The sequence below is a fragment of the Paenibacillus herberti genome, from assembly GCF_002233675.1.
Classification (GTDB): domain Bacteria; phylum Bacillota; class Bacilli; order Paenibacillales; family Paenibacillaceae; genus Paenibacillus_O; species Paenibacillus_O herberti.
This window is the reverse complement of the sequence record NZ_NMUQ01000002.1, coordinates 261,284-282,753: the sequence shown is the minus strand read 5'-3', so window position 1 is coordinate 282,753 and position 21,470 is coordinate 261,284. Positions and strand designations below refer to the sequence as shown.

The following is a 21,470-nucleotide window of genomic DNA, read 5'->3' as shown; positions in this document are numbered from 1 at the left end:
AGGATGGCGGAGCGGAAGGTTTATTTTTTCGAGGAAGGCCATTTCGGCATGAAAAACCTGCTAGGAGGCAAAGGGGCTAATCTGGCAGAGATGACAGCGGCCGGTGTTCCTGTGCCCCCCGGTTTTACCGTTACGACGGAGGCTTGTATGGACTATTTCCGTGATGGCGAAGTTTTTTCCGAAGAGCTGTGGGCGAGTATTCAAGAGGCGCTTAGCAGACTGGAGGAGAAGACGGGCCAGCGGCTAGGAGACCGCGTAGATCCCTTGCTCGTTTCGGTGCGCTCCGGGGCGGTGGCCTCCATGCCGGGCATGATGGATACGATCCTCAACCTTGGCCTGAACGATGAAACGGTGGAAGCGTTGGCGGCCCAGACCGGAGACGAGCGCTTTGCTTACGACTGTTATCGTCGCCTTATCCAGATGTTCGGGGAAGTTGTGCTGGGACTGGATTCCTGGCGGTTCGAGCGGTTGCTGGAAAAGCTCAAGCACAACCACGGCTGCACAGAGGATCAGCAATTGAGTGGCGCTGCGTGGCAAGAACTGGTCCAGCAGTACAAGAATTCGGTTGCTGCTGCTGCCGGTCGTCCGTTCCCGCAAGATGTATTGGAGCAGCTGAGGCTCGCTGTGGAAGCGGTATTCCGTTCGTGGAACAATCAGCGAGCTCGAATTTATCGTGGGATCAACCGAATTTCTGATTTGCAGGGAACGGCCGTGACGATTCAGCAGATGGCTTTTGGTAATAAAGGAGACGATTGCGGCACAGGGGTTGTATTTACGCGTAATCCTTCTACTGGAGAGCCGGGTCTTTACGGAGAGTTCCTCGTAAATGCGCAGGGAGAGGACGTGGTTGCGGGAGTGCGAACTCCGCGCCCGATCGCAGAACTGCAAAACATTATGCCGGAAGTATATGACGAGCTGGAGACATGGTGCTCGAAGCTGGAGATGCGCTATGGCGATATGCAGGATATCGAGTTTACGGTGGAGCATAACAAGCTGTTTTTGCTGCAAACGCGCGGCGGCAAGCGCAATGCTCAAGCTGCTCTGCGCATTGCGGTTGATCTTGTCCGCGAAGGCAGGATCAGCCGTGAGGAAGCGGTTCGGCGGGTGGAGCTGCCTCATCTAGAGCAGCTGCTGCACCGAGGCATCGACGAGTCGGCCGGGGCGCAGCCGCTCGCAAGCGGGCTGCCGGCCTCGCCAGGGGCGGCAATCGGCATGGCTGTTTTCGATGCGGATACCGCTGAGAGCTGGAGCCGTGAGGGCCGGCCGGTTATTCTAATCCGGCCGGAAACGACGCCGGATGACATTCACGGCGTGCTCGCCGCGGAGGGCATTTTGACGAGTCGCGGCGGAATGACGAGCCATGCCGCAGTAGTGGCGCGTGGCATGGGCAAGCCGGCCATCTGCGGCTGCGAGGCGCTGGAAGTTGATGTGGATGCACGCTGCATGTCGGTGCGTGGGGGAATAGGCACAGGCGTGGCTGCGAGTTTAAGTGTAGGAACAGGTGCAGGTGCAGGTGCAGGTGCAGGTGCAGGTGCAGGTGCAGCTGCAGCTTCTGGCAAAGGCACAAGCACATTCATCCGTGAAGGCGACTGGCTGACGCTGGATGGCAGCACGGGCCGGGTCATTCTAGGCCAGATGCCGCTTCGCGAGCCGGTTGCATCGGAGGAGTTGCTTAAGGTGCTGCGCTGGGCCGACGAAATTCGCAGGCTGGCGGTATATGCCAATGCAGATACGCCGGAGGATGCCCGGACCGCTCGTTCACTCGGCGCTCAGGGGATTGGGCTATGCCGCACGGAGCATATGTTTTTTGCGCCGGAACGACTGGTAGTCATGCAACAGATGATCGCCGCTGAAACAGAACTTGAGCGTGAGAATGCTCTGGCTGAGCTGTTGCCGATGCAGCAGCAGGATTTCGAGGGCATTTTTGAGGCCATGGACGGCTTACCGGTTACGATCCGGCTACTGGACCCGCCGCTGCATGAGTTCCTTCCGGGACGGGAGGAGCTGCAACGCAAGCTGGATGCGACAACGGAAAAAGCGGAGCGGCTGCACTTGCAAAGGCTGCTGCGGCGCTCGGAGGCGCTTCGCGAAACGAATCCGATGCTCGGCCAGCGCGGCTGCCGCCTTGGCATTATGCATCCGGAAATTTACCGGATGCAGGCGGAGGCAGTATGCCGCGCAGTGGCAGCCTGCGCGGAGCGGGGCGTGGATGTGCGTGCGGAAATTATGATCCCGCTCGTTGGCGCCGCCGCGGAGCTGGGACTGCTGCGGGCGGAGGTCGAGGAGACCGCTCGCCGCCTGCTATCGGCGGAGCAGCGCGAGGCGCGGCCGATCCGCATCGGCACGATGATCGAGGTGCCGAGAGCGGCGCTGACGGCGGGGCAGATCGCGGTGCATGCGGACTTTTTCTCCTTTGGTACCAATGATTTAACGCAAATGACTTACGGCTACAGTCGCGATGACGCCGAGGGCAAGTTCCTTGCCCGTTATGTGGAGCGCAAACTACTGCCGAGCAACCCATTCCAGGTGCTGGACACGGACGGTGTTGGGCAACTGATCCAGATGGCGGCGGAGAACGGCCGCGCGGTGCGACCGGATCTTAAAACCGGCATTTGCGGCGAGCATGGCGGCGACCGTGAATCGATTTTCTTTTGCCATGCGATCGGACTCGACTATGTCAGTTGCTCCCCTTATCGCATTCCGATGGCCCGCATTGCAGCGGCGCAAGCCGTTCTTGAGGCTGATCCACTGCCTGGTCGCAAAGAAGCCGTGCCGGTGTAAAAATCCTTCGGCATCGGGTACAATGGTGGAGAAGATGAAGCGAGCGGAGGGAACGGCGATCAAACTAACAACGCGGCAAAAAAAGATCGTGGAAACGGTCCGCAGGCGTGCTCCGATTACGGGAGAGCAGATCGCTGAGCTGCTCGGGGTGACGCGTCCAACGATCCGCTCCGACCTCGGCCTGCTCGTCATGCTCGGTTACTTGGATGCCAAGCCTAAAGTCGGCTATTTTCTAGGTAAGGACGGCGGGAGCGAATCGGGCCCGGACGGAGCTGCCGATGCAGCTATGCTGCCAGTGCGCGAAATTATGGAGGTTCCGGTTGTACTCCGTGAGACTGCGACGGTCAGTGATGCTGTTGTGGCATTGTTTCTGGAAAATGTAGGCAGCCTTACTGTTGTCGATGCCGAGGGACGTTTGGCGGGTATTGTTTCGCGCAAGGACTTGCTCAAGGTTGCGATTGGCAATCCGCAGGCTTCGTCTATGCCGCTTGGACTGGTGATGACTCGCCTGTCTAATCTGGCGACGATCACGCCCCAGCATACGGTGCGCGACGCAATGGCGATCATGATTGCCCGCGAGATCGATGGGGTGCCGATTGTCCAGCCTCGTCAGGGCGGACCGGATGCAGGGCTAGAAGCCGTCGGGCGTATTACGAAAACGACGGTAATGCGGCTTTTTTATGAGGCTTCCGCTAGGAATTAAACATAGGTCCAGGCGAGAGCGAGACGGCTAGGGGGCGGGATAAAACTTGAACGAAGAGATGAAGAGGATTTTAGTCTGCTCTGATTCTGCGGGAGAGACAGCGGAGACGGTCGTCCGGGCAACTCTTAAGCAGTTCGAGGCGCAATCCGTTCAGTTGGAGCGTTGGGCGAACGTCAAATCTGAAGATGAGATCCGCCAGTTGATGGAGCATGCCGCTGCAATCGGCAGTTTCGTGGTATATACACTGGTGCTTCCGGAGCTGCGCGAGATGATCAGACAGGAATCGGTCCGTCTAGGTGTCTCTGCGGTCGATGTTATGGGGCCTGTCATGGAAGGCTTCGTGCGGACGTTCAACTCAGCACCCAAACAGCAGGCCGGATTGCTGCATCGGATGGATGAGGATTACTTCAACCGGGTCGAAGCCGTTGAGTTCACGGTCAAGTCGGACGACGGGCAGCATATTGTCGGCTGGGGCGATGCGGATCTGATTTTACTCGGCGTTTCCCGTACATCCAAAACTCCACTTGGCATCTATCTCGCTCACAAAGGCTACAAAGTAGCAAACTATCCGCTCGTGCCTGAGGTGAAACCGCCCGAAGAGCTGTTCCGCGTACCGCGCGGTCGTTTCGTCGGACTGACGATGGACCCGGAAAAGCTAATCAGCATCCGCATTGAGCGGCTGAAAAGTATGGGCTTGCCCTCCGGTGTTAGCTACGCTAGCCTGGAGCGTGTGGCGGAGGAGCTGGAGCATGCGCGGACTCTTTTTCGCCAGCTTGGCTGCCTGATCGTGGATGTGACGGACCGCGCTATTGAGGAGACGGCCGGTATTATTCTCGATGCTCGCAAACATGTGATCCGGGCGTGATGAGTGCTTGAGCACTATGAACACATTGAACACTATGAACACTATGAACACTATGAACGCTATGAACACTATGAACACTATGAACACTATGAACACTATGAACACTATGAACACTATGAACACTATGAACACTATGAACACTATGAACACTATGAACACTATGAACACTATGAACACATTTAAGCTCTTGCGGACTTCCGACAGTCAAACTAAAATCTAAGTGTAGCTATTGCAATATCACAGTGACGAAGAACGTCCTGTTTCCCATTGATCTTGTGTGCAAGATTTCTTTCTCTTAGGAGGAGGTCTACTTGCAGACAACGATCAATGTTCGGAGACAGGACTTTTTTTGTTCCTAAATCAGTGAGTGAGAAGGAGTGGTGGACTATGAAAGCTATTGATTTCAGCGGATTCGATCAAGCTCATGAAAAATGGCTTAACCAACATCTTAAAGCTCGCAAAGGGGAAAGGAGGGACCGGCTCAGAAGAGGGCATTCCCATGGTGAGATCCTTTTTCTACGTGAGGTTTGGTGGCCCCTGTTCGGCAACTTTGACAATCTTCATCCCGAGTACGAGATAGTCGACTGGAGAGGGGCTCCTTGTTACTTGGACTTTGTATGGTTGGCCGGCATCCACCGATTTAACATTGATGTGAAAGGCTATGGCCCCCATGTGCAGCAGACGGATCGTACAAAATATAGCCGGGAACTTATGAGAGAGCTTTATTTGCAAACACTTGGTTACCGTAACATCTCCATTCCCTACGATACACTCAACCACGAGCCTCAACTGATTCGATCCATGATGAAAAACTTATTACAGCCCTATTTGGCAACGAATCAAGAAAAAGCAAATGTGTCTAAAATTGAATCTAATTTGCTCAACTACATTAGGCAACAAAGTACTGCGATTTATCCTTACAAAGTAGCGAAAGAAGTAGGTATCCATGAAAAGACAGCAATCAAATACCTAAGGAAATTATCGTTGGTTGGGAAAATAAAAGCGATATCCAATGGCTCTCGAGTTTGTAGATACATTTATAATCAGAGTATGTTGGATAGAAATTGATTGGGAGAAGCGTTGCTGATAATCAGACCGAGTAGTCAAAGCTACTTGAGCGAGTCAAAAGTGGCTCCGACGGGCCAATCAAGTAGTCAGAGCTACTTGAGCGCGCCGAAAGCGGCTCCATCGAGCCAATCAAGTAGTCAAAGCTACTTGAGCGCGCCGAAAGCGGCTCCATCGAGCTCATCAAGTAGTCAAAGCTACTTGAGAGCGCTGAAAGCGGCTCCGCCGAGCCAATCAAGTAGTCAAAGCTACTTGAGCGCGTCGAAAGCGGCTCCATCGAGCTCATCAAGTAGTCAAAGTTACTTGAGCGCGCCTAAAGCGGCTCCATCGAGCTCATCAAGTAGTCAAAGTTACTTGAGCGCGCTTAAAGCGGCCTCGATGAGCCAATCAAGTAGTCAAAGCTACTTGAGCGCGTCGTAATCGGTCCTGACGAGCCAATCAAGTAGTCAAAGCTACTTGAGCGCGTCGAAAGCGGCTCCGCCGAGCCAATCAAGTAGTCAAAGCTACTTGAGCGCGCCGAAAGCGGCTCCATCGAGCTCATCAAGTAGTCAAAGTTACTTGAGCGCGCCTAAAGCGGCCTCGATGAGCCAATCAAGTAGTCAAAGCTACTTGAGCGCGCGGAAAGCGGCTCCGCCGAGCCAATCAAGTAGTCAAAGCTACTTGAGCGCGCCTAAAGCGGCTCCATCGAGCTCATCAAGTAGTCAAAGTTACTTGAGCGCGCCTAAAGCGGCCTCGATGAGCCAATCAAGTAGTCAAAGCTACTTGAGCGCGCCTAAAGCGGCCTCGATGAGCCAATCAAGTAGTCAAAGCTACTTGAGCGCGCCGAAAGCGGCTCCGCCGAGCCAAAGCAAGTAGTCAAAGCTACTTGAGCGCGTCAAAAGTGGCCCTGACGAGCCAAGGAAGAAGTCGAAGTTACTTGAGTCTTGCCCCGTCCCGGAAATAGAGATGCCCGCTTCCGAGGGTTCGGAGAGCGGGCATTAAGCTTTGAGCAACGAGCCTCTTTATTTGGCGTACAAGCTGACTAGATCACTCACATACAAGCTGAATAGATCACTCGCGTACGAGCTCGCTAGATCACTCGCGTACGAGCTCGCCAGATCACTCGCGTACAAGCTGACTAGATCACTCACATACAAGCTGACTAGATCACTCACATACAAGCTGACTAGATCACTCACATACAAGCTGACTAGATCACTCGCATACAAGATCACTCGCGTACGAGCTCGCTAGATCACTCGCGTACAAGCTCGCCAGATCACTCGCGTACGAGCTCGCTAGATCACTCGCGTACAAGCTCGCCAGATCACTCGCGTACGAGCTCGCTAGATCACTCGCATACAAGATCACTCGCGTACAAGCTCGCCAGATCACTCGCGTACGAGCTCGCTAGAACACTCGCGTACAAGCTCGCCAGATCACTCGCATACTAGATCACTCGCATACAAGCTCGCCAGATCACTCGCGTACGAGCGCGGCAATCCGCACTAACCCTTCAAATCCATCAAATCAACAGATCAAACAACACTGGGTCCTTGTTCAGCTCGACGAACTGATAACCTCTGGCCTTCATGCGGCCGATCAAGCCGCTGTAGTCCTCGCGGTACTTCAGCTCGATGCCGACGAGTGCGGGACCGTTCTCCTTGTTATGCGTTTTGGTGTACTCGAACCGAACGATGTCGTCGTTCGGACCGAGCACCTCGTCCAAAAACTCACGAAGCGCGCCCGTACGCTGAGGGAAGTTGACGGTAAAATAATGCTTCAACCCCTCATAAATGAGGGAGCGCTCTTTCATTTCCTGCATCCGATCGACATCGTTGTTGCCTCCGCTGATGATGCAAACGACTGTTTTGCCCTCTATCTCTTCGCGATACAAATCCAGGGCGGCCACCGCAAGCGCACCGGCCGGCTCGGCAACGATTGCATTTTCGTTGTACAGGCTCAGCAGTGTTGTACATGCTTTGCCTTCCGGCACAAGCACAACATCGTCGAGCAGTTCGCGGCAGATGGCAAAGGTCAAATCGCCAATGCGTTTGACTGCTGCGCCGTCGACGAACTTGTCGATCGTATCAAGCGGCGTCACTTTTCCGGCGCGCAGCGACATTTCCAGCGAGGCAGCTCCCTCTGGCTCTACGCCGATAATGCGGGTACGCGGCGAAACAGCTTTAATATAGGAAGCGACGCCTGCGGCCAGACCACCTCCACCGACAGTAACGAACACGTAGTCTGGTAAGGTGTCGGTTGCATCCATGATTTCTTTGCCAACTGTGCCGTTTCCAGCGATGATGGCCGGGTCGTCGAACGGATGGATGAAGGCGGCGCCAGAGCGCTCGCATTGTTTGACTGCTTCCGCGTAGGCATCGTCATACGTGTCGCCAATGAGTACAATGTCCACCTGGCTGCCGCCAAAAAACTCCACCTGCGTCACCTTTTGACGTGGCGTCGTGCTAGGCATGAAAATCTTTCCGCGAATGCCGAGCGTCTGACAGGAGTAGGCCACACCTTGGGCATGGTTGCCGGCGCTGGCACAGACAACCCCTTTGACAAGCTCTTCTGGAGGCAAGGTGCGGATACGGTGATAAGCGCCGCGAATCTTAAAGGAGCGGACCACCTGAAGATCCTCCCGCTTGAGCAGAACATTACAGTTATAACGGCCCGAAAGCACGCGATTATGCTGGAGCGGGGTGCGGGTAATGACCTCATTAAGCGTCATTTGCGCATGCATGATCTCCTCCAGCGGAATCCTGACAATAGGCTCATGGCTTTGGGCAGGCACGTGAATTGGGTCTTGTGGGGAAGGGGTGCTGGAGTTCATTCGCTTCTTCTCTTCCTTTCCGGTACATGAGATGATGTGTTTTGTTATACCCCCCGCATCGGGCTTTGTCAATGGCGAGGCGGAGCAGCGGAGCAGTTCGTGCCCAGCGTGCTGGTGGACGGACGTTCCTGTAGAAGATGCTGTCATTTATATAGAAAAAGGGAGAGCTGACATGGGAAAATTCGTGAAAAGATTGTTCGGCCTGCTGCTCACACTCGTTATTCTGGCAGGCTTGGCCACAGCCGGAGCGATCTGGTATGTCCGGCCGCAGCAGGAGCTTACGCTCGATCACGCTCCACTTGATCTGGTCGGCAAGGTTCAAGGGATGATCCGCTCCGGCAAAGCGGAGCTGTTTCTTAGCGGTGAGGACATCAATAATCTGGCTCGCTCCGAGCTCTCCGATAAGCCCCAAGTGACGCCGGAATTCCGGGTAGATGGAGCGAAGTTTGGCCTGCAGGGCGGCTTGCTCACGGCTGATATTAATGGGCGCTACCGGGATCTATTGGATTTCGGCCTACAGGCAAAATATCAGTTGGAATGGCGAGCCCCGAATCTGATTGCTACCCCCGCGGGACTTAAGCTGAGGGGGCTCGATCTGCCGGACTCGCTGCTGGAACCGATGACGATTCCCGTAGGCGATCTTTTGCCGCCGCTGGTTGGCATTCGCTCGGTCGAATTTCGTGATGGTGGAGTGGCGGTCTCGCTGGAGCTGCGTCGGTAACTTAATTCCTTCATCTATGGGATCCCACTGAAAAACCCGGCCCGCAGCGGCCGGAAAAAGGATCGGTTCGCGCAGCGGATCCTATTGATGAAATTCAGTTAATTTCTACGGTGTTTGCGATATAAAGGATAGCATTGACATCTCAATTGAGAATGTTTATCATAATACTTGAAATTGAGAATCATTATCACACTAGGTTGAGCGACGCGGATTCATCTATTCGATGCTCTTCGACAGTACTTATAACACTAATAACATTAGCAATATTCCAATAAACTTTTCACGCAACATCCTACAGCCGGGAACGCTGTGTTGCCGTATGCGTGCCATATCAGCAGCAATCTGCAGGAACGAGTAAGAAGGGGGAAGCAGCAATGTCGACCGAACACGCGGCGAGCACGAGGGAAGCTCGGGAGCCGTTGTCTTGCTCATCGGTGCTGGCGGGCAGCGAAACGCTTTATGCCGCAACGATGGGATCCGGCATCTACAGCCGCCGCTTGGAAGGCGAATGGGTGAGAATTAGTGCGCCGGAACAGGAAGGTCATACCGTCAACCGGCTCGTAATGGCCGGAGAAACGTTGTACGCCTGTACGAGCGAAGGTCTCATTTCATACGATGGAGAGCAGTGGGAACAGGAGGAGCTAGAGCTGCCTTGCTTCCAGTTCCGTGCCGAAGGCGGCTGTCTCTACGCTTGCACGTCGCATGGGTTGTGGTGCTCTCATGGCGCATCTTGGGGAATGGCAGCATTTCCGGACCGCAAGGTTTACGACATTCTGAACGTTCCGCAATACCTCATCCTAGGCTGTGAAAAGGGATTGGCGCTTTACGACCGCTTCAGCTCCGCTTGGATGGAGTTCGACCTGGGCACTGGCGTTACCAGTCTTGCGATCTATAACGGTCAGCTAATCGGCGTGAGTGAGCACGGTGAACTTGTAGTTGGCAATCCGCAGAAAGGCTTTGAGCGATTCCGTTATAAAGGACTGTTTCTGTTCTCGGTCGTTGTGCGCGGCAAGCAATTACTGCTTTGTACTGACCGTGGTTTATATCGGCTTTGCTGGTTTGGCGGCAGGTTGGCTATGCGCTCCGTTGATGCCTGCGGACCGGTAACGGATGTGGACGTACGCGGTGAACAGATGTATTTGGCTACATTGTATGAGGGTATCCGTCAGATCGACGGCGTGCCGGTAGGTTGAACCATCCGAGAAGAGGAGTGGCAGAGAAATATGGATAAAATCATTATTGTATGCTGCAGCATGACCGGCAACACGGAAGAAATGGCGGATGCGATCGCCGAGGGCGTACGCGAGGTGGGGGCGCAGGCGGTCATTCGCGACATTATGGATGTCGAAGCTTCCGAGCTGGAGCAGTATGAGGGCATTCTGATTGGAGCCTATACATGGGGAGAAGGCGATCTGCCGGATGAATTCCTGGATTTCTATGAAGGAATGGACGCAGTGAACCTGGAGGGGCGGGCTGCGGCTGCGTTTGGCTCTGGTGATACTTCGTATGATATTTACTGCGGAGCGGTGGATCAGGTTGAGACTAAGCTTAAGGAGCGCGGAGCGACGGTGATTGCGCCGGGCTTCAAGGTGGAGTTCAATCCTACGGATGTTGAAAAAGAAGAGCTGCGCGCTTTAGGCCGACAAATGGCCGCGATGCCTGCTCCGGTTGCTTGAATCGACGTTGATTGATTCGCGAAGCCGTCCCTGAGCTATGCAGGACATAGCTCAGGGACGGCTTTTTTGTCTGCTTCGCAAAGCGAACGCCAGGTGGGAGCTTACCGGTCGAATTTCCCCGTTCTCCTTTGCCGCCGGAGCGGCTATAATGGGAAGGTCATTTTTTCTCATGGACCGTATCTGAGGGGGATAGCAACAACGATGAACCACGCACCATACATTGCCGTCGAAGGCCCGATCGGGGCTGGCAAAACGACGCTAGCCTCCATGCTGGCGGACGAGCTTCAGCTTCCGTTGGTCAAAGAAATTGTGGAGGAGAATCCTTTTCTTGATAAGTTCTATCAGGACATGGACGACTGGAGCTTTCAACTAGAGATGTTCTTTCTGTGCAACCGATACAAGCAGCTTGAGGATGCCGTCATTCCAAAGCTCACCCAAGGCCAGTCGATCATCTCGGATTATCATATCTACAAAAACCTGATATTCAGCGAGCGCACGTTAAAAGGAATCAAGCGGGACAAATACCGCCACATCTACCATGTGCTGACGGATGATCTGCCCAAGCCGAATCTCATTTTGTACATCCGCGCCGATCTGGAGGTTCTGCTGGAGAGGATCGCCAAGCGGGGCCGTTCGTTCGAGGAGGACATATCCGCAGATTACCTGCAGCAACTAATTCAGGATTATGATGCGGCAATGACTTCCCTGGCGGAACGTGAGCCGTCTACCACGATTATCACGATTAATGGGAACGAGGTCGATTTTGTTGCCAATCCGGAGCATTTTGGGCAGATCGTTCACCGCGTAAAGGAGTGCTTATCACAATGAACCCATTCGGCATTCCCGACAATGCGGTCATCACAATCGCCGGAACGGTAGGTGTCGGCAAGTCGACTCTAACCTCTGCACTGGCACAGCGTTTGGGCTTCCGCACGTCGCTGGAGCAGGTTGACTACAACCCTTATTTGGACAAGTTTTATCACGATTTCGAGAGATGGAGCTTCCATTTACAAATCTATTTCCTGGCGGAGCGCTTCAAGGAACAGAAGAAGATGTTCGAGCTGGGTGGAGGTTTTGTGCAGGATCGCTCGATCTACGAGGATACGGGCATCTTTGCCAAAATGCACGCCGACCAAGGGACGATGTCCAAGGTCGATTATGAAACGTATACCAGCCTGTATGAGGCTATGGTTATGACGCCATATTTCCCGCATCCCGATGTCCTTATCTACATCGAGGGAAGCCTTCCGTCGATCCTTAGAAGGATTACGGAGCGAGGCAGAGAGATGGAGATCCAAACCGATGTCTCGTATTGGGAGCATATGCATGCTCGGTACGCTCGGTGGATTGGCGAGTTCAGCGCATGTCCGGTGTTGCGCCTCAACATCGATGAATATGATGTGAATGATCCCGCTTCGACGACCGACATCTTGACCCGCGTAGGAAAAGTAATCGGCCAGAGCTAGACTGCTTATTATTAAATACAAAAGCGAGCCAAGCACAGATTGTGCAGGGCTCGCTTTTTTCATGTCTGTCCTTCTAACGAATCGTGCTGAGCTTAGAAGGGGGGATGAGGCGTCTTCGCTCCGTGTGCTACTGAGCCGTCTGCGCCGAAAGCGCGTCCCGCCTCACTCCCAGCTTTGCGAGGAGTGTTTGCCGGAGCGACGCTCCTGCTTGTTGCGCAGCCGGTTCTGGGCCGGCGTGAGGTTTTTGCGCGCCGCAATCTGCTCCTTGCGGGCAATCCGGGCGAGCTCGCGCCCGGTCTTGAGATAATTCTCATAGCGGCCGGCATCCAGCTCGCCGCGAGCCAGTGCGGACTTGATCGCGCAACCATGTTCGCGCTTGCCGTGCGTGCAGTCGCGGTACTGGCATCGCTGTACCAACTCCTCGATGTCGGCAAAAGCATCCGCATGCGCGTCCGAACCGCCATCCTGCTCCCAAAGTTGCAACTCGCGCATGCCTGGCGTGTCTATGAGCAGCGCGCCATCCGGCAGGCGGAACAGCTCGCGATGCGTTGTTGTGTGCGCCCGCGATCGTCGCCGCCGCGCACACCCTGCACGCGCTGCTCTTCGCTGCCAGCCAGCCAATTGAGCAGCGTGGATTTGCCAACGCCGGAAGAACCAGCGACAGCGATCGTCGTGCCGGGCTTCAAATACGGCAGCAATTGGTCGAGCCCTTCATTCTCCTGCGCACTGACCGCATGTACTGGCACGCCGGGAGAAGTAGCCTGAACCTGGCGTACCAACTCCTCGGGGTTTTCGACGAGGTCGGCCTTCGTCAGCAGCACGACGGGGGATGCGCCGCTTTCCCAAGCAGCTACCATATAACGCTCGATCCTTCTCAAGTTGAAGTCATGGTTCATAGCCGTCGTGAGGAACAAAGTATCGATGTTGGCTGCTATAACCTGACCCTCCGGAACCGAACCGGCTTCCCTGCGGATCAATGCCGAGCGCCGCTGGAGCAGCGCATGAATACTAGCGCGGGAGCTGTCGCCCTGTTTTGGTACGGCAGCCAACACCCAGTCGCCGACTGCGGGGTAAGCGATTTTGTTCGCCGCATCAAAGGCATAACGCCCGGTCACCTCGGCCAAATGCTCGCCCGACGCGGAGACCAGTCGGTACAGATGCGAGAACTGAGCGGTAATCCGGGCAGGCTGCAGCCCTTCGGTTCCTCCTGCTTTCGCTTGCGCTCCCTTCAAACTTTCCTCCCATTTTTCGTTCCAGCCGTAGCTTTCGAGCATAGTTAAGATTGGTGTTTTTTCTTCTGACGTCAAGGTAAATTCCCCCTTATAAAATAGATTGGCTTTTCAGTGATAGGAAATTTCAATGGTTAAGTTGTTTAGAAACGGCAAAAAACCCGCGCTAAACATGCGGGCTTGCCTGCAAGGCATGAGACCGCGGGCCGAAACGGCATGCGGGCCGGTGGGGCCCGCGTTCCTGATCCCGCGGGCATAAAAAAACCGCAGGAGACGAATGGTCTCCTGCGGTGCCGAAATGATAAGCGGCAGCCTCTGCTTACTAAAGCAGAGACATGCAGCGAATCAGAATCGGCTTGCTCCGTTAGGGACCGGTGTCGGGACAATCAGCATGTAAGTCACGAATGTAGTTTCCATTGCACATCGGCCTCCTCTGTTTGGTGAATTGGGTCAAGTATATGCCAGCTAGTTTGTTCAAAGCAAGGTGGAGATCAGCTATAAAAGAATCCCACCAATTGTTACAGAGGAGGGCATGCCAGTTGGCCGAGGAGATTCCTTTCCAGCAGGCAGCCAACTTGGTTCCATGTGGTTAAAGTCGTTTTATACCTGGAACTTCAGTGGTAACGCTGATAAGAGCATAAAAAGGATGTCTACTCGTTTGTCTGCTCTGAAAAAGCAGGCACACGCGTAGGCATCCTTTTCGAAATAAAGTATTACCTGGTATTACCGTTAAGCGATCATCATCGAGATAAATCGATCAGGCCGCATCCTGGCGGATTTGTTTATCGAACCAGAAGGTGCCGAAAGGCACAAAGGAAACGATGGCTCCGATGATAAATCGCTTCAGGTTCCAGCGGGCCTGAATCGTGGCAAGGAGCAGGGCAAGCATGTAGAGGACGAACAACCCGCCATGCGCGGCGCCGACAATGGCGACAGGTGTATCCCAGCCTCCCAAATATTTAATCGGCATCGCGATGAAGAGTAGAATCAGGAACGAAAGACCTTCCAGCAGGCTAATGACGCGGAAGCGTCCAACGGCGGTTTTTAGCATGTGAACCTCCTTGGCGGTTATCGTGATGAGCAGCATGCTCCTGTACCGTTAACGGATGGGACAAGCGTCGGTTTCGTTCTTTCGGACGAAAGTTGTGACAACTCTGGGAAATGTGGAGGCAGCGTCGCCAGTCTGATAGGATAGAATAGAACAATTAATGTAGTTGGTGTCTTCTCAAGCAAGCGGCGGAACAACGGAGAGAAGCAGCGAATAGATAGGAGCTAGGCGGATATGCTTTTTACCCGGGAAAAGCTTGAGCATTATCAAATACAGCTTTATGTCGCGGCGCTGCTAGTTGGGGCGGGGGTCGGCCTCTTGTGGCCTGAGCAGGGCCCTACTCTGGAAAACAGTATCTCCATTGTGCTTGCCTTGATGTTATACGGCATGTTTACGCAAATTCCTTTCCTCCAACTTAGGAGGATTATGGACAACAAACGTTTCGTCGCGGCGCTGCTGCTCGTCAACTTCGTGGCCGTCCCAATGCTCGTTTGGCTGTTGACCCGCTTTCTGCCGGAGCATCCGCCTGTGCTCCTTGGAGTTTATCTGGTGCTACTCGCTCCATGCATCGATTATGTCATCGTGTTCACTCAGCTTGGCAAAGGCGACGAGAAACTCATGCTGGCTGCCACGCCGCTGCTTTTTATCGCTCAGCTTCTCCTGCTTCCGCTATACCTATGGATGTTAGTAGGAGCCGAAGCGGCTCAAGTTGTGGAAGCAGGTCCTTTTGTGGAGGCGTTTCTCGTATTAATCGCGGTGCCGCTTGTGCTTGCCGTGTTCACCCAGCTTTGGGCAAAATATCGCAGAAGCGGCGAGCAGCTATGGAATGCAGCCGCTTGGCTGCCTGTTCCGTTCATGGCTGTAGCGCTCTTTGTCATTATGGCTTCGCAGATTGGCAAGGCAGCGGACCACTTGGACGCCATCGCACCGGTTATCCCGGTTTATGTCGCCTTCATGATTTTAAGTCCTGCGCTGGCCTATGCGGCAAGTCGCCTGTTTCGGCTGGAAGCCGGAGCGAGCCGGGCGCTTGCCTTCAGTGCAGGAACAAGAAATTCGCTGGTCGTCCTGCCGCTTGCTTTCGCTCTTCCGGAAGAGGCGGCTGTAATCGCTGCGGCGGCAATTGTTATGCAGACAATTGTTGAGCTTGCAGGTGAGCTGGTATATATCCGTGTGCTGCCCCGCCTGTTCAAGGGTCATGGACGGTCCCATCATTAATCCCGTTAGCGTTCCTACGACCCGGCCTGTAATCAAGATCGATATTTTGATAGAATAGAATAATGTCCGGAAGGCCGGGTGTCCGCGCTCTGTGCGGCGCCTGGCTTTTCGCTTATGTCAGGGCTCTTGCAGCCCTTTATATTTCAGGGTTTGTAGCCCTTTAGGCAGGAGAGAACGCAACATGCAGGATATGCCCGTCATGACTTTCCGTTGTCCGCCGCTTCCTTTTTTGGTGGACGCGGGGCGGAGGGCTTACGAAATTGGAGAGCAGCATCCCAGCCGGGTCGATCTCGGGGTATTCGAGCTGCTGTACATACGCAAAGGTCAGCTACGGGTTAGGGAAGAGGAACGCCTCTGGACGGTAGAAGCAGGTCAAGCACTGCTGCTGCGGCCTGCCGGAGCGCGCTGGAGTGGAGGAACTTGCCTGGAGCCAGTTGAGTTCGATCTAGTGCAATTCCAGAACTCCGGAGCTTGGGAAGAGACAGCGGCTGGCAGCGAACCAACGCTGCTTGGCGACCATTTTACACACACGATTCGGCTGCCTCGATTAATTGATGTCCCGGCTGCAGGAGAGGCATTCGAGCAGCTTACCGAGGCTGCTGCTGACTCTGGGCCGGACGGCTTCTGGCTTCGCCAGCAGCGCTTCGCCGAGCTGCTGCGCATTCTTGAAGCTGGCGGACGCGAAGGAGCGCAAGGCGCGGCTGCCGTTTCCGTTGCGGAGCAGGCTGCGGCCTATATGAAGCGGCATTTCCGCGAGTCCGCGAGCAATGCAGAGCTGGCTGAGGCGCTCGGCTTCCATGCGGTTTATATAGCACGCTGCATGGTTGAGGTATTCGGCTGTACGCCGCAGCAGTATCTGCTGTATTACCGGCTGGACCGGGCTAAGCTGCTGCTGCTGTCCACCGATTGGCCCATCGCGCAGGTTGCGGAGGCATGCGGTTTCCGTCAGCTGCCGCATTTTACCCGCCTATTCGCCGCTCATGCTGGCATGCCGCCGCTCCGGTTCCGCAAGCGGTTCACGCCCGAGGTCCCATATTAAACGTATATTAATTGGCAAGCTATTAATGGATATTAATGAATAAGATTCCACCGGATGTAGATGCTACAGGAATGAATCAGCAGCTTCGCTAACACGGAGCTGTTTGACTCAGAGAGCCTATACCATCCGGGAGGTCAATCTTATGTGTACCCGATTTTCCCTCGCGAGCGACATCAGCGAGCTGAAGCAGCATTTCCGTATCGAAAAACATTTCGCTCTTGACGCCAAGCGTTACAATATCGCTCCGATCCAGTCCATTCCTGTTGTCCGTAACGACCGTCAAGGTGTTCGGATTCTGGATGAAGCCAGATGGGGCTTATTTCCATTCTGGGCCAAAGACTCGGTTAACGCCGATGCAGGCACGCTAGAGTCAAAACCTTTCTTCAAACGGATGCTGGCAAGCGGAAGATGCATTATTCCTTGCAGTGGCTTGTACGGCTGGGAGCAGCAGGAAGTGTATAACAATCCAAGGCAACGGCGCGAGGAAAACCGTCCCCGTCAGCCCCGTGCCATGCATATTCAAGTTCAGGGCCGCCCCCTGTTTGGGATGGCCGGTCTTTATGAGGAATGGCGCACGCCGGAGGGACGGTTGGCCCGAGCTGCGACAATCGTGACGGTGCCGGCTTCTGGAGCGCTGTCGCAATGGCAGGAGCGAGTGCCGGTCGTTATGGACGAGGAGGGAATGGAGGATTGGCTGCATCCGTCGATCCGCGATTTTTCGTTCCTGAGACGGCATCTTCAGCCGCTTGAGCCTTTCCAGCTGCGTATCTACCCAGTGAGCAATGCGGTGGATGACGAGCAGTACGAGGCACCCGACTGCATCAAGGAGATTCAGCTAGCATAGCTTCATCCCGGCTGCCTCTCGCCATCCGAAGCTCCAGACTGCATCAAGGAAATCCAGCTAGCATAGCTTTCATTCGGTTGTCCCCCGCTATCCCAGCGCAAATAAAGACGAAAAGTACCTTCTTTTAGCGAAATATGAGGAAGTTTACTTTATTGGAGGATATTTGCGTTAAAGGGAGAATTATAATGGTTCTGCGAGTGTTGCCAAAAGGATTCAAGCAATGTCTTGCCGGCCGCATGAACGGGAATGAGGAGGGACAGCCAATGTCACGTGTACAGCCGATCAATGAAGCGGTTATCGCGAAAGGAAGAACTCCGGTTCGAATCGTTGGAATCGGAGCATCGGCCGGCGGTCTGGAAGGACTCAAAAGCTTCTTCCAGCATGCCAGTCCGGATACCGGACTGGCTTTTGTCGTTATTCAGCATCTGTCTCCCGATCATCAGATGAACGAAATCCTCTCTTTACATACACCGATGAGTATTCATATAGCACGTAATGGCATGGAGGTACAATCCAATACGATCTACCTGATTCCGCCCCGCCAAATGTTTACGTTGAGGAAGGGGCATCTTTGGCTGGCCGAGCCTCATCCGGACGAAGCCCATTTTCCGATCGACCATTTCTTCTACTCACTAGCGGAGGACGCGACGTCGCAGTCGATTGCGGTTGTGCTGTCTGGCACTGGTACGGATGGCACGCGGGGCATCACCACGGTCAAGCAGGCAGGGGGCATTGTTTTTGCGCAAAATGGAGAAACAGCCAAATTCGACGGAATGCCGCGCAGCGCGATTGATACGGGCAATGTCGATTTTGTCCTCTCACCCGAAAAGATCGCCAATAAACTAAAGTTTCCGCAATCGCTCACTCCGAGCGTCACGCATGTGATTTCCTCATGTAACGACCGGGATGACACGGAGTCGGTCATAACGCGGATTTTGGAAAAGGTGCGCGAGAAAACGAACATCGACTTCAGCTTTTACAAAAAAAGCAGTCTCATTCGGCGGATGGAAAAGCGAATGCGCGAAACGGACTGCTCCTCACTTGAAGAGTACGAAAAGCTGATCCTTGAGAAGCCCGATGAGGTTTATGATCTCCGCCAGGATCTGCTTATCCATGTCACTCATTTCTTTCGCGATCCGGATGCATTCAAGGTGATTCGGGACAAGGTGCTGCCGGAGCTGCTGCTTCAAAAAGCGGAGGGTAACTGCCAGGATCTGCGCATCTGGTCGGCGGGTTGCTCAACGGGCGAGGAGGCTTACTCCATCGGCATGCTCATAATGGAGGCGCTAGAGGCGGAAGGATTGACGGATGGGATCCGTGTCCGAATATTCGCCACCGATGTGGACAAGCAATCCATCGACTACGCCAACCACGGCGTGTATCCGCTATCAATCGAGAACTCGATAAGCCCAGATCGGCTCTCTCGCTTTTTCACGAAGCAGGGCGACAGCTATCAGGTTACGCGAGAGCTGCGTCGGCTCATTGTTTTTGCCCCGCATAATCTGACCAAGGACGCGCCGTTCAGCAATCTTGATCTCATCGCTTGCCGAAACTTGCTTATCTACCTGCAACCAGCTGCGCAGCAAAAGGTGCTGTCACTATTTAATTTTGCGCTTTCCGCGGGGGGGTATATGTTCCTCGGACCGAGCGAGACGATCAGTCGGATGGACCATTTGTTCGAGGTGACGAGCAGCAAGTGGAACATTTTTCATCATAAAAGCTCACAGAAGCTTCCAGCTCTATCCTCTCTAAATATAGAAGGCAACCGCAATCTGCCTGCAAGCGCAGAGAACAAGCGCCGCCGTCCGTCGACGGTGTCGGACATTGGAGAGAATCGCCGGCAGAATCAATTTTACAGTACCTATGTCAACGAGCATATGCTACCCTCTCTGCTGCTAGATGAGCATTACGATGTACAGCATGTGACCGGCAATATCCAGTCCTTCCTGTCACCGGTAGAGGGCAAGCCTTCCTGGAACCTGCACCGGATCGTCGATCCCAGCCTGGCCATCTCCATCGTGACAGCGATCCAGCAAATACGCTCAGACCAAGAGGAGGAAATTCGCTTCCGGGATCTCGTTATCCATACGCCGGTCGGTCAGGAGCTAGTCCATGTCATTGTGCGTCCTTTTTCCCGTTCGTTGACGGCGTTCAGCAACTATTACCTAGTTGTTTTTCAGAGATCGGAAGAGAAGGCTGAGGGAATCGGCAAGCTCATCGACCTGGACGAGAGCGTTCAGCGGCAGATGCTCTGGCTGGAACAGCAGCTGCGTCTAACCGAGGACAAGTTACAGTTAGCAATCGAGGAGCTTGAGGTGTCCAATGAGGAGCTGCAGAGCACGAATGAAGAGCTGATTGCGTCCAATGAGGAGCTGCAAAGCACAAACGAGAAGCTGCAGGCGGTCAACGAGGAACTCGTTACGATCAACTCCGACTATCAGTTCAAAATCCAGGAGCTGACCGAGCTCAACAACGATATGGATCATTTTCTTGTGAGCACGAAGATCGGGACGATCTTTCTGGACACTCAGTTTTGTATCCGACGCTTCACGCCAACCGTCACCAAGGAGATCAATCTGCTGGATGTAGACATCGGCAGACCGTTCCATCATATTTCTCATCAATTCTACTACGATGACTTTGTTGAGGATGCTGGACGCGTAATTGAGTCGCTGCGTTCAACGGAGAAGGAAATCAAGAGTCGTAGCGGCAAGTGGTACAAAATGCGGATGATGCCATACCGTACGGTGGAGCATTTGACCAAGGGCGTCATCATCACGCTCGTGGATATTACAGAGTTGAAGGAGATGAATGAAGAACTGTTGCGCCTTTCCTACGCCGTTGAGCAGAGTACAAGCCTAATGGTGATCTCGGATATGCAGGGGCACATCGTGTATGCCAACAGCCCTTTCTTGGAGCTGACCGGCGACACATCAGAGGGGGTTCTTGGCCGCCACTTGAACGAGCTGGATAATTGGCAAGCGAGCTGCGTCTCGTTCGACGAAATATGGAAGTGTCTGGAGGAAGGCGAGATCTGGGAGGGCGAGCTGGCCGGCTGTTGTCTTGACGGCTCGATCTACTGGGAACAGGCCAAGCTGCTGCCAATCGTCAAGCGTGGGGAAATCATCCACTACATGAAAATTTCCGAGAACATCACCGAACGCAAAGCGACGGAGGAACTGCTGCGCAAGTCCGAAATGCTGGGGGCTGTTGGCCAGCTGGCCGCCGGAATTGCCCATGAGATCCGTAATCCGCTCACCTCGCTCAAGGGCTTCACCAAGCTGATGCAAGAGGACAATCGCCGCAATTATATCTCGATTATGGCTATGGAGTTAGAGCGGATTGAGCAGATCGTCAGCGAGCTGTTAGTGCTCTCCAAGCCACAGGCGGTGGATTTCCTGCCGGTGCCACTCGGTCCGGTGCTGCGCGATGTCATCATGCTCATCGAGGCGCAAGCGATTATGAACAATGTGCAGCTCGTGCTGCGCTTGCCGGATGAAGAGATATTTGTGCAGGGGGTAGCCAACCAGCTCAAACAAGTGTTCATTAACCTCATTAAAAACAGCATCGAGGCAATGGGCTCAGGAGGGACGATTCAGGTCGAAGTCCGGACCGGCGAGGACGGTATGATCTGGACGAGCGTTTTTGATGAAGGGGGAGGAATCCCTCATGAAAAGCTGGCTAAGCTTGGAGAGCCGTTTTTCTCCACCAAAACCAAGGGGACGGGGCTCGGACTTGTTATGACCTACAAAATCGTCGAGAACCATCATGGCAAGCTCTATTATGAGAGCGAGCTCGGCAAAGGAACGGTCGGTCATGTCGGATTGCCTCGCCTTGAAAACCCTGGCATAAGCTACGAGGAATAGAATCAGCCGGATAGCGAACCGGATCGTGCAGTGGCGCGATTCGGTTTTTATGTCTGAATGAGTATCATTCACCGTAAAAGAGTCGGTTAAGTCGTATTACTTGTGCGATAAGGCACATAGAATGGGGAGAGCCGCAA

19 protein-coding genes and 1 pseudogene are annotated in these 21,470 nt (G+C 54.1%); 15 read left to right on the top strand and 5 right to left on the bottom strand.

Features of this window, described 5'->3' with window-relative positions:
* Window positions 1-3: 3 nt before the first annotated feature.
* The 6 genes from CGZ75_RS13845 (at window position 4) to CGZ75_RS24590 (ending at window position 6,269) form a co-directional block, all read left to right on the top strand.
* Window positions 4-2,781 (top strand): pyruvate, phosphate dikinase, encoded by a 2,778-nt coding sequence (locus tag CGZ75_RS13845; protein ID WP_089524892.1) that lies wholly within the window; start codon window positions 4-6, stop codon window positions 2,779-2,781.
* Between the two features lie 34 nt (window positions 2,782-2,815).
* A complete protein-coding gene (locus CGZ75_RS13840) occupies window positions 2,816-3,484 on the top strand; it encodes a helix-turn-helix transcriptional regulator (protein WP_089524891.1) in 669 nt (222 codons plus the stop codon).
* Between the two features lie 58 nt (window positions 3,485-3,542).
* The gene (locus CGZ75_RS13835; protein WP_089525879.1) at window positions 3,543-4,349 is read left to right on the top strand and encodes a pyruvate, water dikinase regulatory protein; all 807 of its coding nucleotides are present in this window, start codon (window positions 3,543-3,545) and stop codon (window positions 4,347-4,349) included.
* A gap of 387 nt (window positions 4,350-4,736) precedes the next feature.
* The gene (locus CGZ75_RS13825) at window positions 4,737-5,417 is read left to right on the top strand and encodes a hypothetical protein (RefSeq protein ID WP_141136765.1); all 681 of its coding nucleotides are present in this window, start codon (window positions 4,737-4,739) and stop codon (window positions 5,415-5,417) included.
* Between the two features lie 12 nt (window positions 5,418-5,429).
* The gene (locus CGZ75_RS25620; protein ID WP_217900069.1) at window positions 5,430-5,834 is read left to right on the top strand and encodes a hypothetical protein; all 405 of its coding nucleotides are present in this window, start codon (window positions 5,430-5,432) and stop codon (window positions 5,832-5,834) included.
* 36 nt (window positions 5,835-5,870) lie between these two features.
* Window positions 5,871-6,269, top strand: coding sequence for a hypothetical protein (locus CGZ75_RS24590; protein WP_217900068.1), 399 nt, complete (start codon window positions 5,871-5,873; stop codon window positions 6,267-6,269).
* A gap of 146 nt (window positions 6,270-6,415) precedes the next feature.
* Here the strand turns inward: CGZ75_RS24590 and CGZ75_RS24585 are convergent, their stop codons facing one another.
* Together CGZ75_RS24585 and ilvA are read right to left on the bottom strand one after the other, a co-directional pair.
* On the bottom strand, window positions 6,416-6,628 hold the full coding sequence (locus tag CGZ75_RS24585; protein WP_141136762.1) for a hypothetical protein: 213 nt from the start codon (window positions 6,626-6,628) through the stop codon (window positions 6,416-6,418).
* Between the two features lie 290 nt (window positions 6,629-6,918).
* A complete protein-coding gene (gene ilvA / locus CGZ75_RS13815; RefSeq protein ID WP_245850929.1) occupies window positions 6,919-8,139 on the bottom strand; it encodes a threonine ammonia-lyase IlvA in 1,221 nt (406 codons plus the stop codon).
* A gap of 262 nt (window positions 8,140-8,401) precedes the next feature.
* On the opposite strand from ilvA, the gene CGZ75_RS13810 reads away from it, so the two are divergent.
* The 5 genes from CGZ75_RS13810 (at window position 8,402) to CGZ75_RS13790 (ending at window position 12,092) form a co-directional block, all read left to right on the top strand.
* The gene (locus CGZ75_RS13810; RefSeq protein ID WP_089524886.1) at window positions 8,402-8,950 is read left to right on the top strand and encodes a hypothetical protein; all 549 of its coding nucleotides are present in this window, start codon (window positions 8,402-8,404) and stop codon (window positions 8,948-8,950) included.
* 374 nt (window positions 8,951-9,324) lie between these two features.
* Complete coding sequence (locus tag CGZ75_RS13805) at window positions 9,325-10,143, top strand: hypothetical protein (protein ID WP_089524885.1); 819 nt, start codon at window positions 9,325-9,327, stop codon at window positions 10,141-10,143.
* A gap of 30 nt (window positions 10,144-10,173) precedes the next feature.
* Window positions 10,174-10,626 (top strand): flavodoxin, encoded by a 453-nt coding sequence (locus CGZ75_RS13800; protein ID WP_089524884.1) that lies wholly within the window; start codon window positions 10,174-10,176, stop codon window positions 10,624-10,626.
* 201 nt (window positions 10,627-10,827) lie between these two features.
* Complete coding sequence (locus CGZ75_RS13795) at window positions 10,828-11,454, top strand: deoxynucleoside kinase (RefSeq protein WP_089524883.1); 627 nt, start codon at window positions 10,828-10,830, stop codon at window positions 11,452-11,454.
* Entirely contained in the window at window positions 11,451-12,092 is a 642-nt protein-coding gene (locus tag CGZ75_RS13790; protein ID WP_089524882.1) for a deoxynucleoside kinase, read from the top strand. Before CGZ75_RS13795 ends, CGZ75_RS13790 begins: the two co-directional genes overlap by 4 nt.
* 162 nt (window positions 12,093-12,254) lie before the next feature.
* On the opposite strand, the gene CGZ75_RS25825 is transcribed toward CGZ75_RS13790, so the two are convergent.
* The 3 genes and pseudogenes from CGZ75_RS25825 to CGZ75_RS13780 form a co-directional block, all read right to left on the bottom strand.
* A complete protein-coding gene (locus CGZ75_RS25825) occupies window positions 12,255-12,584 on the bottom strand; it encodes a ribosome small subunit-dependent GTPase A (protein WP_245850958.1) in 330 nt (109 codons plus the stop codon).
* Window positions 12,585-12,623: 39 nt separating this feature from the next.
* Window positions 12,624-13,366, bottom strand: a pseudogene (rsgA, locus tag CGZ75_RS13785) (GTPase RsgA); the annotation flags it as partial.
* 712 nt (window positions 13,367-14,078) lie between these two features.
* Window positions 14,079-14,372, bottom strand: a complete 294-nt coding sequence (locus tag CGZ75_RS13780; protein ID WP_089524881.1) for a DUF3817 domain-containing protein — start codon at window positions 14,370-14,372, stop codon at window positions 14,079-14,081.
* 231 nt (window positions 14,373-14,603) lie between these two features.
* On the opposite strand from CGZ75_RS13780, the gene CGZ75_RS13775 reads away from it, so the two are divergent.
* The 4 genes from CGZ75_RS13775 (at window position 14,604) to CGZ75_RS13760 (ending at window position 21,333) form a co-directional block, all read left to right on the top strand.
* On the top strand, window positions 14,604-15,584 hold the full coding sequence (locus CGZ75_RS13775) for an arsenic resistance protein (RefSeq protein WP_089524880.1): 981 nt from the start codon (window positions 14,604-14,606) through the stop codon (window positions 15,582-15,584).
* 181 nt (window positions 15,585-15,765) lie between these two features.
* On the top strand, window positions 15,766-16,623 hold the full coding sequence (locus CGZ75_RS13770) for a helix-turn-helix transcriptional regulator (protein WP_089524879.1): 858 nt from the start codon (window positions 15,766-15,768) through the stop codon (window positions 16,621-16,623).
* A 142-nt stretch (window positions 16,624-16,765) separates the two neighbouring features.
* Window positions 16,766-17,467: an SOS response-associated peptidase gene (locus tag CGZ75_RS13765; RefSeq protein WP_089524878.1), complete on the top strand. Its 702-nt coding sequence runs from the start codon at window positions 16,766-16,768 to the stop codon at window positions 17,465-17,467.
* 263 nt (window positions 17,468-17,730) lie between these two features.
* A complete protein-coding gene (locus CGZ75_RS13760; protein WP_089525878.1) occupies window positions 17,731-21,333 on the top strand; it encodes a CheR family methyltransferase in 3,603 nt (1,200 codons plus the stop codon).
* Window positions 21,334-21,470 lie beyond the last annotated feature (137 nt).